Source organism: Streptomyces sodiiphilus (genome assembly GCF_039529215.1).
In the GTDB taxonomy this organism is placed as follows: Bacteria; Actinomycetota; Actinomycetes; order Streptomycetales; family Streptomycetaceae; genus Streptomyces; species Streptomyces sodiiphilus.
The window spans coordinates 1-15,923 of sequence record NZ_BAAAMJ010000048.1; the positions used below are offsets into that span (position 1 = coordinate 1).

General features: G+C 72.9%; 13 protein-coding genes. 10 read left to right on the forward strand and 3 right to left on the reverse strand.

Annotated elements, in window-relative coordinates; all coding sequences use genetic code 11:
- From ABD299_RS19760 to ABD299_RS19800, 9 genes are all read left to right on the forward strand, one after another.
- The coding region (locus ABD299_RS19760) for a pantoate--beta-alanine ligase (protein WP_344264317.1) at positions 1-307 on the forward strand (307 nt) is incomplete at its 5' end.
- Positions 304-2,004 carry an L-aspartate oxidase gene (locus ABD299_RS19765; protein WP_344264320.1) on the forward strand — a complete coding sequence of 567 codons (1,701 nt, stop codon included), beginning with the start codon at positions 304-306 and terminating at the stop codon, positions 2,002-2,004. The genes ABD299_RS19760 and ABD299_RS19765, both read left to right, overlap by 4 nt.
- Entirely contained in the window at positions 2,001-3,047 is a 1,047-nt protein-coding gene (gene nadC / locus ABD299_RS19770) for a carboxylating nicotinate-nucleotide diphosphorylase (RefSeq protein ID WP_425581378.1), read from the forward strand. The genes ABD299_RS19765 and nadC overlap by 4 nt, the downstream gene beginning before the upstream one ends.
- Positions 3,047-3,844, forward strand: coding sequence for a type III pantothenate kinase (locus ABD299_RS19775; RefSeq protein WP_344264323.1), 798 nt, complete (start codon positions 3,047-3,049; stop codon positions 3,842-3,844). The genes nadC and ABD299_RS19775 overlap by 1 nt, the downstream gene beginning before the upstream one ends.
- Before the next feature lie 397 nt (positions 3,845-4,241).
- Complete coding sequence (locus ABD299_RS19780) at positions 4,242-4,412, forward strand: hypothetical protein (RefSeq protein WP_344264326.1); 171 nt, start codon at positions 4,242-4,244, stop codon at positions 4,410-4,412.
- Positions 4,413-4,586: 174 nt separating this feature from the next.
- Positions 4,587-5,012, forward strand: a complete 426-nt coding sequence (locus ABD299_RS19785) for a BlaI/MecI/CopY family transcriptional regulator (protein ID WP_344264329.1) — start codon at positions 4,587-4,589, stop codon at positions 5,010-5,012.
- 139 nt (positions 5,013-5,151) lie between these two features.
- On the forward strand, positions 5,152-5,649 hold the full coding sequence (locus tag ABD299_RS19790; RefSeq protein ID WP_344264424.1) for an amino-acid N-acetyltransferase: 498 nt from the start codon (positions 5,152-5,154) through the stop codon (positions 5,647-5,649).
- 157 nt (positions 5,650-5,806) lie between these two features.
- The gene (locus tag ABD299_RS19795; RefSeq protein ID WP_344264332.1) at positions 5,807-6,145 is read left to right on the forward strand and encodes a histone-like nucleoid-structuring protein Lsr2; all 339 of its coding nucleotides are present in this window, start codon (positions 5,807-5,809) and stop codon (positions 6,143-6,145) included.
- 581 nt (positions 6,146-6,726) lie between these two features.
- Positions 6,727-9,246: an ATP-dependent Clp protease ATP-binding subunit gene (locus tag ABD299_RS19800; RefSeq protein WP_344264335.1), complete on the forward strand. Its 2,520-nt coding sequence runs from the start codon at positions 6,727-6,729 to the stop codon at positions 9,244-9,246.
- Positions 9,247-9,326: 80 nt separating this feature from the next.
- Here ABD299_RS19800 and ABD299_RS19805 read toward each other — a convergent pair whose 3' ends face one another.
- The 3 genes from ABD299_RS19805 to ABD299_RS19815 all read right to left on the reverse strand — a co-directional run bounded on the left by ABD299_RS19805 (position 9,327) and on the right by ABD299_RS19815 (position 13,683).
- Positions 9,327-12,464 (reverse strand): NACHT domain-containing protein, encoded by a 3,138-nt coding sequence (locus tag ABD299_RS19805; protein WP_344264338.1) that lies wholly within the window; start codon positions 12,462-12,464, stop codon positions 9,327-9,329.
- Between the two features lie 67 nt (positions 12,465-12,531).
- Positions 12,532-13,281, reverse strand: a complete 750-nt coding sequence (locus tag ABD299_RS19810; protein ID WP_344264341.1) for a Crp/Fnr family transcriptional regulator — start codon at positions 13,279-13,281, stop codon at positions 12,532-12,534.
- Positions 13,282-13,443: 162 nt separating this feature from the next.
- On the reverse strand, positions 13,444-13,683 hold the full coding sequence (locus ABD299_RS19815; protein WP_344264344.1) for a heavy-metal-associated domain-containing protein: 240 nt from the start codon (positions 13,681-13,683) through the stop codon (positions 13,444-13,446).
- A 225-nt stretch (positions 13,684-13,908) separates the two neighbouring features.
- On the opposite strand from ABD299_RS19815, the gene ABD299_RS19820 reads away from it, so the two are divergent.
- Complete coding sequence (locus ABD299_RS19820; protein ID WP_344264347.1) at positions 13,909-15,834, forward strand: heavy metal translocating P-type ATPase; 1,926 nt, start codon at positions 13,909-13,911, stop codon at positions 15,832-15,834.
- Positions 15,835-15,923: the final 89 nt, after the last annotated feature.

The window sequence follows — 15,923 nt, forward strand, 5'->3', positions numbered from 1 at the left end:
GCGCCGGGCGGCGCGGCTGGCCGCGCTGCACGAGGACCGGGCCTCCGCCGACGCGCTCGCCGCGGGCTGCGACCCGCGGTCGCTGGCCTCCCCGGCCGGCGCGCTGGCCGCCGCGCGGGCGGTGCTGGACGAGGCGGCGGGCTTCGACCCGCCGCTGGCGGTGGACTACCTGGCGCTGGCCGACCCGGAGGACTTCACCGAGGTGCCCGCGGACCACAGCGGCGAGGCCGTGCTGGCGGTCGCCGCCTCGGTGGGCGGCACCCGGCTGATCGACAACATCCGGCTGACCTTCGGGGCCGCGCGGTGAGCGCCCCGCGCCGCCGGGCCGTGCTGAAGGCACCGGCCCCGAGCTGGTTCATCGAGGCGGACGTGGTGGTCGTCGGCTCCGGCGTCGCCGGGCTGACCGCCGCGCTGCGCTGTTCCGCGGCCGGGCTGCGGACGGTCATCGTCACCAAGGCCCGGCTCGACGACGGCTCCACCCGGTGGGCGCAGGGCGGTATCGCCGCCGCCCTCGGCGAGGGGGACACCCCCGGCCAGCACCGGGAGGACACCCTGGTGGCCGGTGCCGGGCTGTGCGACGAGGCGGCGGTCGGTGCGCTGGTGACGGAGGGCCCCGGCGCGGTGCGGCGGCTCATCGAGGCCGGTGCCCGGTTCGACACCACCGAGTCCGGCGAGATCGCCCTGACCCGGGAGGGCGGCCACCACCGGCGCCGCATCGCGCACGCGGGCGGCGACGCGACGGGGGTGGAGATATCCCGCGCGCTGGTGGCCGCGGTGCACCGGGCCGGCGTGGAGACGGTCGAGAACGCCCTGGTGCTGGACCTGCTGACGGACGCCGCCGGACGGACGGCCGGGGTCACCCTGCACGTGATGGGGGAGGGGCTGCACGACGGCGTCGGCGCGGTGCGGTCGCCGGCGGTGGTGCTGGCCACGGGTGGCATGGGCCAGGTCTTCTCGGCGACCACCAACCCGGCGGTCTCCACCGGGGACGGGGTCGCGCTGGCCCTGCGGGCCGGTGCCGAGGTCTCCGACCTGGAATTCGTGCAGTTCCACCCGACGGTGCTGTTCCTGGGCGCGGACGCGGAGGGCCAGCAGCCGCTGATCTCGGAGGCGGTGCGCGGCGAGGGCGCGCATCTGGTCGACGCGGCCGGGGTCCGGTTCATGGCCGGGCAGCACGAACTGGCCGAGCTCGCTCCCCGCGACGTCGTGGCCAAGGCCATCACGCGGCGCATGCACGAGCAGGGCGTCGAGCACATGTACCTGGACGCCCGGCACTTCGGGGCCGCGATGTGGGAGCAGCGCTTTCCCACGATCCTGGCGGCCTGCCGGGCGCACGGCATCGACCCGGTGACCGAGCCGGTGCCGGTGGCCCCGGCGGCGCACTACGCCTCCGGCGGCGTCCGCACCGACCTGCACGGCCGCACCACGGTCCCCGGCCTGTACGCGTGCGGGGAGACCGCCTGCACCGGCGTGCACGGCGCGAACCGGCTCGCGTCCAACTCCCTGCTGGAGGGGCTGGTCTTCGCCGAGCGCATCGCCGCGCGCATCGCCGCGCACGCCGGTGGGCCCCTGCCCGTGCCGGAGGCCGCCGGGGCGCAGGTCGTCGCGCTGCCGCCGCCGGAGGCGCGGCAGGCGGTGCAGCGGACCATGACCCGCGGGGCCGGTGTGCTGCGCTCGGCGCGGAGCCTGACCGCCGCGGCCGGCGAGCTGGACGCGCTGACCGCCGGAAAGGACCGGAAATCGGCGGAACCGGGCACCGACACCTGGGAGACCGCTAATCTGCTTCTGGTCGCCCGGGTACTGGTCGCCGCGGCCCTGCGCCGCGCGGAGACGCGCGGCTGCCACTGGCGCGAGGACCTGCCCGCGCGCGACGACGATGCCTGGCGCAGGCATCTCATCGTCACCCTGCGCCCGGGAGCCCGGAGCCCCGCGCTCGATGTCCGAACCACCACCACGACCGCGTTCCCGCCCGTCGGCGCGATCGTCCCCGAGGAGACCGTGTGAACCCCCCCGACCCGTCCCGGCCCCAGCCGGTCGAGCTCACTCTGCTGCCCTTCGGAGCCCGTCCGGCCGCGGAGGAACCCGCGGGCGGCTGCGGCGACGCCTGTGGATGCGGCGCGGCCGGGGACGGCATCGGGCACGATCCGCTGGAGTGCGGGCTGGACCCGGACCTCGCCGGTCTGCTGGCGGCCTGCGGCCTGGACCCGGTGCAGGTCGAGGACGTCGCGCACCTGACCATCGAGGAGGACCTCGACCAGGGCGTGGACGTCACCACGGTGGCCACCGTCCCCGAGGACGCGATCGCCACCGCCGACTTCACCGCCCGCCGCGCGGGCACCGTGGCCGGGCTGCACGTGGCCGAGGCGGTGCTGTCGGTGGTGTGCACCGACGAGTTCGAGGTCGAGCGGCACGTGGCGGACGGCGACCGGGTGAAGCCGGGCCAGGTGCTGCTGTCCGTCACCGCCCGCACCCGGGACCTGCTGACCGGTGAGCGCAGCGCGCTGAACCTGCTGTGCCACCTGTCGGGCATCGCCACCGCCACCCGGGCCTGGGCCGACGCGCTGGCCGGAACCCGGGCGCGGGTCCGCGACACCCGCAAGACCACCCCCGGGCTGCGGGCCCTGGAGAAGTACGCGGTGCGCTGCGGCGGCGGCGTCAACCACCGCATGTCGCTGTCGGACGCCGCGCTGATCAAGGACAACCACGTGGTGGCGGCCGGCGGCGTGGCGGAGGCGTTCGCCCGGGTCAGGGCGGAGTTCCCGGACGTGCCGGTGGAGGTCGAGGTGGACCGGATCGAACAGCTGGAGCCGGTGCTGGCGCTGGGCGCCGACCTGATACTGCTGGACAACTTCGACCCGGCCCGGACCCGGGAGGCGGTGGCGGTGGTGGCCGGGCGCGCGGCTCTGGAGTCCTCCGGCGGCCTCACCCTCGACAACGCCCGCGCCTATGCCGAAACGGGCGTGGACTACCTGGCGGTCGGGGCGCTCACGCACTCCGCCCCGGTCCTGGACATCGGCCTCGACCTGCGCGAGGGGGGCGTGGCCTGATGCTGCTCACCATCGACGTCGGCAACACCCACACCGTCCTGGGGCTCTTCGACGGCGACGAGATCGTCGAGCACTGGCGTATCTCCACCGACTCCCGCCGCACCGCCGACGAGCTGGCGGTGCTGCTGCAGGGGCTCATGGGGATGCACCCGCTGCTGGGGGAGGAGCTGGGCGACGGCATCGACGGCATCGCCGTCTGCTCGACGGTCCCCTCGGTCCTGCACGAACTGCGGGAGGTGACCCGGCGCTACTACGGGGACATCCCGGCGGTGCTGGTCGAGCCCGGCGTCAAGACCGGGGTGCCGATCCTGACGGACAACCCCAAGGAGGTCGGCTCCGACCGGATCATCAACGCGGCGGCGGCGATCGAGCTCTACGGCGGCCCGTGCATCGTGGTGGACTTCGGGACCGCCACCACCTACGACGCGGTCTCCGCGCGCGGCGAGTACGCCGGCGGCGCGATCGCGCCCGGTATCGAGATCTCGGTGGAGGCGCTGGGCCTGCGCGGCGCCCAGCTGCGCAAGGTGGAGCTGGCCCGGCCCCGGGCGGTGATCGGCAAGAACACCGTGGAGTCCATGCAGTCCGGCATCCTGTACGGCTTCGCCGGCCAGGTGGACGGCGTGGTGGAGCGGATGGCGCGGGAGCTCGCGGACGACCCGGACGAGGTGACGGTCATCGCCACCGGCGGGCTCGCTCCGATGGTGCTGCGGGAGTCCTCGGTGATCGACGAGCACGAGCCGTGGCTGACGCTGGTCGGACTGCGGCTGGTCTACGAGCGGAACATCTCCCGGGCCTGACGCCGCGCGTCCGCGCGTTCCGTGCGCCCGGCTGCCCGTGTGCCGTCGGGCGGCCGGAACACGCCCGCCGGCCCGGCAATTGTGGCAACCTGCCCGAAGAGAGCTTAATGTCGGTTTATGTTCACGCTCAAGGGGTTCCCGGCTCGTCCCGCACGCGCGCACCGACCGGTTCTCGCCGAGGACGGCGAGAAGGGGGGTGGCCGGCCGCACCGGCCGAGCCCGGAACCGGCCAGAAAGCCCGCAGGGCCCGGTTCGGGGCGCCGTCCGGTCCCCACCCCGGCGGAGGTCTTCCCGCCGCGCCGCAAGCGCCCCGAGCCGCCTCCCGGTCCGGGCCGGGAGTGAGGTGGGTACTCTGGAGGCCGGCTCGTCCGAGCACGCCCGAAGGAGACCGACCGCCGTGGACTACGTTGCCGCACTGTTCCCGCCGACCGTGATGGCCGTGGCCTTCACCTGGCTCATCGTGACCATGGTGAAGTCCCAGGGCGGGGCCAACAAGTACAAGGAGGACGCGGCCGTCGACGCCGCGTTCGCCGCCCGGAGCGGCCAGGAGCAGCAGCGCCAGGACTGACCGGTGCCGGCCCTCCGGCCGGCCCGATGCGCCCGCACCCCCGTGGTGCGGGCGACTTTTCGTGCCGCCCCTCCCGGCGGCCTCCCGCCCCGCCCCCCTGTCCGTGGCTCGTCCGGATTCATCCTTCCTGTGCCGGTCTGTGTGCATCGTCCCGATCGGGGATATCGTTCCGGTGTGCCACGGCCACTGGGAGAACTGGAAGACGCGGTCATGACGCGTGTATGGGAGTGGAACCGGTCCGTCACCGTCCGGGAAGTACTCGATGATCTGCGTGAGGAACGTTCCATCGCCTATACGACGGTGATGACGGTCCTGGACAACCTTCATCAGAAGGGCTGGGTGCGGCGGGAACAAGAGGGCCGCGCCTATCGCTATGAGGCGGTCTCCACCCGGGCCGCCTACTCCGCCGCATTGATGAATGAGGCGTGGGCGCGAAGCGACAACCCGGCCGCCGCCCTCGTCGCGTTCTTCGGGATGATGTCGCCGGATCAGACCGCCGCATTGCGGGACGCGCTGCGGGTGGTGGACGTGACCGCGGCGGACCCGGCCGGCCCGGCGGCGCCTCCCCCCGAGGTGAATGGCGGGGAGTCCCGGGGATAGCCTCCCGGATGTGGCAGAAGACGAAGCGTCAGCGGTGGAAGCGGAGAGCGCCCCGAACGCGTACGGCACTCCCGGGGCCGGCGGCGCCGCCCCCTCCGGCGGCCGGAAGCGCGGCCCCGGGCCGTCCGGGACGGCCGAAATCACGGTGCGCCGCGCGCGCACCTCGGATGTGCCCGCGGTGCGCGGCCTCATCGACGCATACGCCAGGGACCGCATCCTGCTCGACAAGGCCACGGTGACGCTTTACGAGGACATTCAGGAGTTCTGGGTCGCCGAGCGCGATCACGATGAGCGAGTGGTCGCCTGCGGTGCGCTGCACGTGATGTGGGAGGACCTCGCCGAGGTGCGCACACTGGCGGTGGATCCCCAGCTCAAGGGCCAGGGCGTCGGCCACCGGGTGCTGGCCGAGCTGCTGCGGACGGCGCGCCGCCTCGGTGTGCGGCGAATTTTCTGTCTGACCTTCGAAGTTGAGTTCTTCGCCCGTCACGGCTTCGCCGAGATCGGGGACGCCCCGGTCCCCGGTGATGTCTACAGCGAGCTGCTGCGTTCCTATGACGAGGGGGTCGCGGAGTTCCTGGGTCTGGAACGCGTGAAGCCCAACACATTGGGTAACACTCGGATGCTGCTGCATCTTTGAATCCGCGGACACCCGGTGGTTATGTCCGAATCATCCCGTCGTGTCTCGCGTTCCGTCCAGCAATCCGGGCCCGGGGTTTGTGTTTTTCCGGGAAGGGCGGTTTGATTACATGCGCAGTACCCATGAATTATTCGGCGAACAAGAATGGGAGCAGCCGGTGGCACAGAAGGTTCAGGTTCTTCTCCTCGACGACCTCGACGGTGGCGAGGCGGATGAGACCGTCACGTTCGCGCTCGACGGCAAGACTTACGAGATCGACCTCAACGCCGCCAACGCGGACAAGCTCCGCAGCGTGCTGGAGACGTATATCCAGGCGGGCCGCAAGGCCGGTGGCCGTTCCGGCCGCGGACGTGGTGGCCGTACCGCCGCTCCCTCCGGGGGCAGCCAGGACACCGCGAAGATCCGCGCCTGGGCCAAGGAGCAGGGATACGACGTGAATGACCGGGGCCGTGTTCCCGCGAGTATTCGTGAGGCGTACGAGAAGGCCGGCGCCTGATTCTCCGCGCGCCGGGGCCGTGCACGGGCCCGGCGGCGCCCGCTCGCGGCCGGGCAGGCGGCCCCGCGGGTCCGCCGCGCGGGGAGAGCCGGCAGTCCGCGTCCCTGTCTCCGGGGGCCGCACCCGCACGGGGCGGCCCCCGAGGGCTGTCCGGGCGCGCCACGCCCGGTGTCCGGAAGGGCACTTTCCGCCATGGGTGTTCCGTCCCTCCCTGCCCCCGATGGCGCAAGTGCGACGGTCCGGCGTTCGCCGACAGCGGATGTACGTGGCTTCTGCCGCATGGAGTGTCAGCCTGGAAGGGTAAGAAGGCCCCAGTGGCACAGGGGGCGATGACAGTGGGCTCGCAGGTACCGCCCCGGGGCGTTCGCCGACGGCGTAGCCATCCGGGGTGCCAGAGCTTGGCCCGCGGGAACATCGTCTCGCACCATCGGGTTGGAACAGTTGTCGTCTGTTCGGGGCAGGAGGTCTGGGACAGGTGTCAGCAGTTGGAATGAGCGGTCCCCCGTTGCGGGACTAAGCTGCGGAAGGACAGGGAGGGGACCGACCCCTTTACTGCCTGACCGCTCTGAGGAGCGATTACGATGTTCGAGAGGTTCACCGACCGCGCGCGGCGGGTTGTCGTCCTGGCTCAGGAAGAAGCCCGGATGCTCAACCACAACTACATCGGCACGGAACACATCCTCCTGGGGTTGATCCACGAGGGTGAGGGTGTCGCCGCAAAGGCCCTGGAGAGCCTCGGGATCTCGCTCGAGGCGGTCCGCCAGCAGGTGGAGGAGATCATCGGCCAGGGCCAGCAGGCCCCGTCCGGCCACATCCCCTTCACCCCCCGGGCCAAGAAGGTGCTGGAGCTGTCGCTGCGCGAGGCTCTGCAGCTGGGCCACAACTACATCGGCACCGAGCACATCCTGCTCGGCCTGATCCGCGAGGGCGAGGGCGTCGCCGCCCAGGTCCTGGTGAAGCTGGGCGCCGATCTCAACCGGGTGCGGCAGCAGGTCATCCAGCTGCTCTCCGGTTACTCCGGCGGCAAGGAGGCCGCCACCGCCGGCGCGCCAGCCGAGGGCACGCCCTCCACCTCGCTCGTGCTGGACCAGTTCGGCCGTAACCTCACCCAGGCCGCCCGTGAGTCCAAGCTCGACCCGGTCATCGGGCGCGAGAAGGAGATCGAGCGGGTCATGCAGGTGCTGTCCCGCCGCACCAAGAACAACCCGGTCCTCATCGGCGAGCCCGGCGTCGGCAAGACCGCCGTCGTCGAGGGGCTGGCCCAGGCCATCGTCAAGGGCGAGGTGCCCGAGACCCTCAAGGACAAGCACCTCTACACCCTGGACCTCGGTGCGCTGGTCGCCGGCTCCCGGTACCGCGGTGACTTCGAGGAGCGCCTGAAGAAGGTGCTCAAGGAGATCCGCACCCGCGGCGACATCATCCTGTTCATCGACGAGCTGCACACCCTGGTCGGGGCGGGCGCCGCCGAGGGCGCGATCGACGCCGCCAGCATCCTCAAGCCGATGCTGGCCCGCGGCGAGCTGCAGACCATCGGCGCCACCACGCTCGACGAGTACCGCAAGCACCTGGAGAAGGACGCCGCGCTGGAGCGCCGCTTCCAGCCCATCCAGGTCGCCGAGCCCTCGATGCCGCACACCATCGAGATCCTCAAGGGGCTGCGGGACCGCTACGAGGCGCACCACCGCGTCTCCATCACGGACTCCGCCCTGGTCGCCGCCGCACAGCTGGCCGACCGGTACATCTCGGACCGCTTCCTGCCGGACAAGGCGATCGACCTGATCGACGAGGCCGGCTCCCGGATGCGCATCCGCCGGATGACCGCGCCGCCGGACCTGCGCGAGTTCGACGAGAAGATCGCCAACGTGCGCCGGGAGAAGGAGTCCGCGATCGACTCGCAGGACTTCGAGAAGGCCGCCTCGCTGCGTGACGACGAGAAGCAGCTGCTGACCGCCAAGGCCAAGCGGGAAAAGGAGTGGAAGGCCGGCGACATGGACGTCGTGGCCGAGGTCGACGAGGAGCTCATCGCCGAGGTCCTGGCCGCCTCCACCGGCATCCCGGTCTTCAAGCTCACCGAGGAGGAGTCCTCCCGGCTGCTGCGCATGGAGGACGAGCTGCACAAGCGCGTCATCGGCCAGGAGGACGCCATCAAGGCGCTCTCCCAGGCGATCCGGCGCACCCGTGCGGGCCTGAAGGACCCCAAGCGTCCCGGTGGGTCGTTCATCTTCGCGGGCCCCTCCGGGGTCGGCAAGACCGAGCTGTCCAAGACGCTCGCCGAGTTCCTCTTCGGCGACGAGGACGCGCTGATCTCCCTCGACATGTCGGAGTTCGGCGAGAAGCACACGGTCTCCCGGCTCTTCGGCTCCCCGCCCGGATACGTCGGCTACGAGGAGGGCGGCCAGCTCACCGAGAAGGTGCGCCGCAAGCCGTTCTCGGTCGTCCTGTTCGACGAGGTCGAGAAGGCCCACCCGGACATCTTCAACTCCCTGCTGCAGATCCTGGAGGACGGCCGCCTGACCGACTCCCAGGGCCGGGTCGTGGACTTCAAGAACACCGTCATCATCATGACGACGAACCTCGGCACCCGGGACATCTCCAAGGGCTTCAACATGGGCTTCGCCGTCGCGGGTGACGTCGAGACCGGCTACGAGCGCATGAAGGCCAAGGTCAACGACGAGCTGAAGCAGCACTTCCGCCCGGAGTTCCTGAACCGTGTCGACGACACCGTGGTGTTCCACCAGCTGACCCAGGACGACATCATCAAGATCGTCGACCTGATGATCAACCAGGTGGACGAGCGGCTCAAGGACCGCGACATGGCCCTGGAGCTGAGCACCTCGGCCAAGCAGCTGCTCGCCAGGCGCGGCTACGATCCGGTGCTCGGTGCCCGGCCGCTGCGCCGCACCATCCAGCGGGACATCGAGGACATCCTGTCGGAGAAGATCCTCTTCGGCGAGATGCGTCCCGGCTACATCGTGGTGGTGGACACCGAGGGCGAGGGGAAGGACGAGAAGTTCACCTTCCGGGGCGAGGAGAAGTCCTCCCTCCCGGACGCCCCGCCCGTCGAGGCGGCCGGCGGCCCCAACCTCTCCAAGGAGAGCTGAGCGGCTCCCGCGAAGCCACCGAGAACGCCCCCGAGGCCATGGCCCCGGGGGCGTTCCCCGTCCGGTGGCACCCGGCAGGCTCAGTACCTGGAGCGCGGAGCCAGCCGCACGTCCACTCCCGTGAGGCACTCCGCGTTGCGGACCGCCCTGCCCCCGTCGACCGACACCGAGCGCAGCTCCCGCAGGTCCGCCAGCGGCGCCAGGTCCGTCTCCCGGCACCGGGCCACGCCCAGATGTGACAGGCCGGGGAACAGCCGTGCGACCGGCGTCAGCGGGACGTCCTCCGCGTGCAGGTACAGATGGGTGACCGCGGGCATCGGCCGGGGCATCTCCTCCAGCGCGCGCAGCTGCGCCGGGCCCAGCGCCAGTGAGCGCAGCACCGGCAGCTTCCCGACGGCCGCCCACTCCTCGGGGCCGGGCGGCGCCGGGTGCCGGTGCAGCGCCAGATGCCACAGGCGGGGCCAGGCGGTCAGCGAGGTCAGCGAGGCCGAGGGCGGCGGCTCCAGGTCGCGCAGCGGCGCACGCCGGGGCAGCTCCAGCTCCTGGGCCAGCCGGACGTGCAGGGCCGAGAGCCGCGGCATGGCGTCCAGCGGGCGCAGCGACGAGAGCCCCGGCAGCCCTTCCAGCCGCAGGCTGCGCAGCTGCGGATGGGACGCCACCGGCTCCAGGCCGGTGATCCCGGGGCAGTCCAGCAGCCGGAGTGTCCTCAGCTCCGGCAGGCTCTCCAGGAACTCCAGGTCCTCCAGCCTCCCGTTGTCCCGGATGTTCAGCTGGGTGACGCCCTTGCCCTCCAGCGCCCCGGCGATCTCCGCCGCCCCGAAGCCGCCGAGCACATGCAGATAGGGCGCGTGCAGCATCTCCCGGTACACCCGCAGCTCCTCCCGGGTGCGGGCGACGGGATACCAGCTGGCGTCCCGCGGCAGGTGGCGCATGACCTCCCGGGCGTACCGCTCGGTGTCGAACCGCTTCCAGGCCCAGGCCAGCTGATTGCGCACCCCCGGGCCCTCGTGACGCGCGAACCGGGCCAGCTTGGGCAGCGCGGCGTCCGTGGCGATCCGCCCCGCCGTGACCACCACCGCCCAGGCCTCGGTGTCCGTCAGGCCCTCCGGGTCCGGCAGCAGGTCCAGGACGACCGGGCCGAGCGCCGCCAGCGCCTCGGCCTCGCCCAGCGCCCGGGGCGGAAGGAACCGGGACGCCCGCCGTTCCACCAGCTCCCGCACCGCGGGGTCGAGCCGGGTGGCGTGCTCCAGGCAGGCCATCGCGACCAGGTCCAGCCGGATCCGGTGCCCCGGCTCGCGGTCACCCCGCTCCACCAGCCCCCGCAGCAGCCGGGCCCGCTCCTCCGGACGGCCGTGCGCCACCGCCATCCGCAGCACGTCCTCCCACTGGTCCAGGTGCGCGTGATCCACCAGCATCGGGAAGTCCTGCTCCTCCACCGCCTCCCGGGCGCCCAGATAGTCCTGGAAGGTGCGGTGCACGAAGTCCACCGTTCCCGGGGCGGGTTCGCGCAGCAGCCCCGAACGGTCCAGCAGGTGCCGGTAGACGGCCTCCGGCCGGCCCTGCCCGCCGATGTGCGGCATGGCGGGCAGCACCCGGGCGAGCAGCCCGATCGCGATGTCCTCCACCATCTCCGAACGCCCGTTGCGGATCAGCCAGTACGCCAGCTTCTGGAGCAACTGGGCCTGCTCCTCGGCGTCCAGCTCGATCCCGGTGGGCCGGCCCATGTCCCGCTCCCGGTCGCGGCGCTCCAGCAGCATCAGCAACGCCGCGTCGTACAGCGCCTTCCGGCCGCGCGGCAGATACCCGCGCCGCTCCCGGTGCAGGGCGCAGATCAGCCCGCACATCAGCGGGTTGGTGGCCAGCCGGCCCAGATCCGCCTTGGTGCGCACCGCGTCCAGCAGCTTGGCCTCGTAGGCACCGTCCACCCGCGCCGCGCGGTGCCACCGCTGGATGAACGCGGCCACGTCGTCCCGGCTCATCTGGGTCAGCGACAGCTCCGCGAACCCCTCGGCGGCCAGCCAGTCCTCCGGGACGGCCGACGGGCGGGCGGTGACCAGCCACAGGTTTCCCGGGAAGGCCGACATCAGCTCCCGCAGCCAGCGGCGGGTGTGCTCCCGCTCGGACGGCGGGATCTCGTCGATGCCGTCGATCAGCAGCAGCCCGCGGCCGCCGCTGAGCACCCGCTCCACCCACCCCGCGGGCGCCGAATGCGGGCATCCGACCGCCGGCAGGAAGCCGTCCGGCACCGGAAGCGGGCGGCCTCCCCGGGTCAGCGTCCGCATCGGCAGCACGAACGGCACGCGGCCGAGCAGATGTGCCGTCCCCGGTCCTGCCTGCCCGCGGGCCGTGGTGACGGCCAGCCACTGCACCAGCGTCGTCTTTCCCGAGCCGGCCACTCCGCGCAGCAGCACCCGCTCCCGCCCGGCCAGCGCCGTCTCGGCCGGCTGCGGCACCGGGGCCAGGTCCTCCTCGTCCCCCCGCTCCCGGGAGGGCGGCACCTGCGGCTGTCGCTCCACGGCCTCCAGGCTGAGGTAGGCGGCGTCCAGCGGCCACTCCCGGGCGTGGTCGAGATCGATGCCGTAGATCGTCAGCAGGCTGTGCTTGCCGATGACGTACCGCGCGTACTTCTCCTCGAAGGAGGCGTCGAGCGCCGAGCGGGCCGGCATCCGCTCGATCAGCAGATCGACGCCGGTGACCAGGCGGTCGAGCTGCCGGCTCTGCTCCACCAGGGTCCGGGCGACGAACGCCGAGCGCCGGGTGAAGAAGTTCAGGATGTGCAGGCAGGCCGTCTCCAGGAGCGAGTCGAACCAGTGCCGCGCGTCCGGTGACAGGTCGTAGGCGCCCGGCGGCCTGTGGCGCAGCAGTTCCCGCGCCAGGCCGCGGTGCCCCAGCCGCACGGCCTGGACGTCGTCCATGCCCAGCTCGCCGAGCCCGTGGAGGGTGCGGGCCAGGGCACCGGCGACAGCCGTGCGTTCCCCGGCCGACGGGGCGTCGTGCGGCCCGGCGGCGCGCACCGCGCGCTCCACCAGTTCGCGGGCCAGCTTCTCCAGGTCGCGTTCGTCCAGGGTGCGGTGCTCCCCGGTGAACGAGACCAGCGCGGAGATCCGCACCGGCCGGTCCACCAGTTCCGCTCCGGGTGGCTCCTGCCGGAACAGCTTGCGCACCAGCGGCACGAAGGCGCCGGAGGCGAGCCGTAATCCGAGGTGTGCGGCATCCATGGACCCGAGCGTAGAACGTTCCTACGACACCACCCGCCCGTTCCGCTCGCCGCCCGGTGGGCCCCGGTCAGCCGCGGGCGATGCGGGCCAGCCGGGCCGGGTCGGTGAGCGCCGTCCAGCGGCGGCCGGTGCTGACGACGCCGTCGCGGCGCAGCCTGCTCAGCGTGCGGCTGACCGACTCGGTGGTGGTCCCCGTCATGGCGGCCAGATCCGAGCGGGTCAGCGGGACCTGCAGCAGCACGGTGTCCCCGCGCGGTTCGCCGAGTTTGCCGGCCAGTGTCAGCAGCGTTGCCGCGACCCGCTGCTCCACGGTGCCGCCGGCCAGCCGGCGCATCGCCTGCTGGGACGCCTCCAGGCGGGCCGCCATGTCGTCGAGCACGGCGAGCGCCACGCCGGGGTGCCGCCGCAGCACCTCGCGGAAGCCCTCGGCGGACAGGCGCAGGGCGCAGCTGACGGTCAGCGTCCGGGCGGTGTCGGGGCAGGCTGAGTTCCCCAGAGCCGCGAGCGAGCCGAACATCGCCCCCGGAGTGATCACGTCGACCAGGACCTCGCCGTCGTCCAGCGAGGGCCGCAGCACCTTCACCCGGCCGGTGGCCAGGATGAACAGATGGGTGGCCGGGGCGCCCGCCCGGTAGACGGTCTCGCCCTCGGCGTAGCCGCTCACCCGCATGCGGCGGTCGATCGCCTCGATCTCCTCAGCGGACAGCCCGGCGAACCAGGGCGCGTGCGAGAGCACCTTGAGCCGCAGCGGCGCGGGGCACGCGTGGGGCACCTCGCAGGTGCGGGCCAGCGGGGTGGTGCGCCGTTTGCCGTCCATCGGTTCTCCCACTCCGCCTTCCGCGGCCTTCCACGGCCTTCCGTGACGGCGCCCCGGGCCGTGCGAGGCGCGTTCCCCGGCCCACCGTACGCCCGCCCCCGGCCGTGGGACCCGGGGCCGATGGTCCCGGGTCCGTTCCGTCCGGGGGCGGGCGGCCCCCGGTCAGTAGGGGGCGACGGCGGACCGGTATCCAGCTTTGGCCACCGCCGCGACGAGGTCGTCCCCGCTGACGCGCGACGGGTCGTGGTCCACCTCGACACGTGCCGAGGCGAAGTGGACTTTCACGGCGGTGACGCCGTCGAGCCGGGCGACCCGCTTCTCGATCTTCCCGACGCAGGAGGGGCAGGAGAAACCCTCGGCACGCAGCACGGTGCGGGAGGTGGGTGTGGCCTGTGTGCTCATCGTCCCGGTCCTTTCCGGTCGGCGGTCCCCCCACCGTTCCGGGGAGGCGGACACGACGCTACGAGAGACGGGCCGCGGCGGACATGACGTGCGTCAATCGAGTGCGTGTGCGGGTGATTGACCCACGTCATGTCCGCCGGTCATGCCCTTCCCTAGCGTGCTTCCCAGGTCCTGCCCCAGGGCCCCGGGACCCGCCGAACGGGATCGTGCGAGGGAGGAAACGTCATGGTTCTCACCGGGTGGACGCGAAGGAGGTGGACGGTTCCGGCGGTCTCCGGAACGCTGATCGCCGCCGCGCTGGTGACCGGCCGGGCCCTGGGCGTGGACGTACCGGGCGACCTGCTGATGACCGCCGCCGCGCTGGTGGCGGGCGGCCCCATCCTGGTCAAGGCCGCGCGGGCCCTGGCCTCGAAGGTCGTGGGCATCGACCTGCTGGTCTCCGTCGCGGCGGTCGGGGCGGTCGTCATCGGCGAGTACTGGGAGGCCGCGGCGGTGACCTTCCTCTTCGCCGTCGGCCACGCGCTGGAGTCGGCGACTCTCGCCCGGACCCGCTCGGCACTCGCCGGGCTGGTCGCCCAGGCTCCGGACGTCGCGGTCGTGCTGCGCGGGGGCGAGCAGGTGGAGGTCCCGGCGGACCGGGTGAGGACCGGCGAGACCGTCGTGGTGAAGAACGGCGCCAGGGTCCCGGTGGACGGCGAGGTCCTCGCGGGCACCGGCGCACTGGACGAGGCGTCCATCACCGGGGAATCGGTGCCGGCCGAGAAGGGGCCCGGCGACCGGGTGTTCGCCGGCACGGTGTCGCGGGGAGGGCTCCTCCAGGTCACGGCGTCCGGTGTCGGCGCGGACACCACACTGGCGCGCATCATCCACCGGGTGGAGGAGGCGCAGGACGCCAAGGCACGCACCCAGCAGTTCATGGACCGGTTCTCCGCCTGGTACACCCCGGCCATCATGGCGCTGGCCCTGGTGGTGGGCCTGGCGACCGGGAACGTGGTCCTGGGCCTGACCCTGCTGGTGATCGGCTGCCCCGGAGCCCTGGTCATCTCCATTCCCGTCTCGGTCGTGGCCGGCATCGGCCGGGCCGCCAGGGACGGCATCCTCATCAAGGGGGGTGAGTTCCTGGAGACCTCGGCGAGGATCAGCGCCGTGGCCGTCGACAAGACCGGTACCCTCACCAGGGGCCGCCCGCGCCTGACCGATGTGGTGGTGCTGGACCGGGACATGGACCGGACGGCGGTCCTGGGCTGGGCCGCCCGGGCGGAGGCGGGCTCCGGGCACCCGCTGGCCCGCCCCGTTCTCGACGCGGCCGCCGCCGGGGGAGTGCCCGCCCCCGGCCTGCCCGAGCACACCGAACCGGTGGCGGGCAAGGGCATCGCCGTCGTCTCCGGCGGACACCGCGTCCTGGCCGGCAACCGGTCGCTCCTGGAGCAGTACGGCACCGCCGGTGCGGACGCGGCGGGGGAGGCCGCCGAGCGGCTCGCCGCGGCGGGACGCACGCCGATGATCGTCGCGGTGGACGGAAGGGCGGTCGGGGTGGTGGCCGTCGCCGACGAAGTCCGCGACGACGCCTCCCGGATGGTCACCGAGCTGCGCGGGGCGGGGGTGCGCCGGGTGGTCATGCTCACCGGCGACGCGGAGCCGGTGGCCCGCGCGGTCGCCGGTGCGGCCGGGATCGACACCTACCACGCGGGACTGCTGCCCGAGGACAAGTACGAGGCGATCACCCGGCTCCAGCGGGAGGGGTACACCGTGGCGATGGTCGGCGACGGCGTCAACGACGCACCCGCGCTGGCCCGGGCCGACATCGGGGTGGCGATGGGCGCCGCGGGATCGGCCGTCGCAGTGGAGACCGCCGACATCGCCCTGATGGGCGACAACCTGCTCAAGCTCCCCGAGGCCGTCTCCCTGGCCCGGCGGACAGCGGCGAACATGCGGCAGAACATCATCGTGGCCCTGGTCACCGTCTCGCTCCTGCTGCTGGGGGTGCTCCTGGGCGGCGTCACCATGGCCGCCGGGATGCTCGTCCACGAGGCGTCCGTCCTGCTCGTCATCGTCAACGCGATGCGGCTGCTGCGGCGTCCCCGCACCGGCCGGACCACCCCGGTGCGCGCCGCCCGGCCGGCGGGCGCACCGGTCCGGCAACCGGTGTGAGCGCACCCCGGCCGCCCGCACTCCCGCACCCCGGCGCTCCCCCGGCGCCGGGGTGCGGCCACGCGGGTCCTCGCGGGGCGAATCCTGTG

Excerpts from the sequence above, each read along its gene's own strand:
- ABD299_RS19800 (WP_344264335.1), top strand. The coding sequence starts at position 6,727 with ATGTTCGAGAGGTTCACCGACCGCGCGCGGCGGGTTGTCGTCCTGGCT.
- ABD299_RS19775 (WP_344264323.1), top strand. The coding sequence starts at position 3,047 with ATGCTGCTCACCATCGACGTCGGCAACACCCACACCGTCCTGGGGCTC.
- ABD299_RS19810 (WP_344264341.1), bottom strand. The coding sequence starts at position 13,281 with ATGGACGGCAAACGGCGCACCACCCCGCTGGCCCGCACCTGCGAGGTG.
- ABD299_RS19805 (WP_344264338.1), bottom strand. The coding sequence starts at position 12,464 with ATGGATGCCGCACACCTCGGATTACGGCTCGCCTCCGGCGCCTTCGTG.
- ABD299_RS19815 (WP_344264344.1), bottom strand. The coding sequence starts at position 13,683 with ATGAGCACACAGGCCACACCCACCTCCCGCACCGTGCTGCGTGCCGAG.
- ABD299_RS19820 (WP_344264347.1), top strand. The coding sequence starts at position 13,909 with ATGGTTCTCACCGGGTGGACGCGAAGGAGGTGGACGGTTCCGGCGGTC.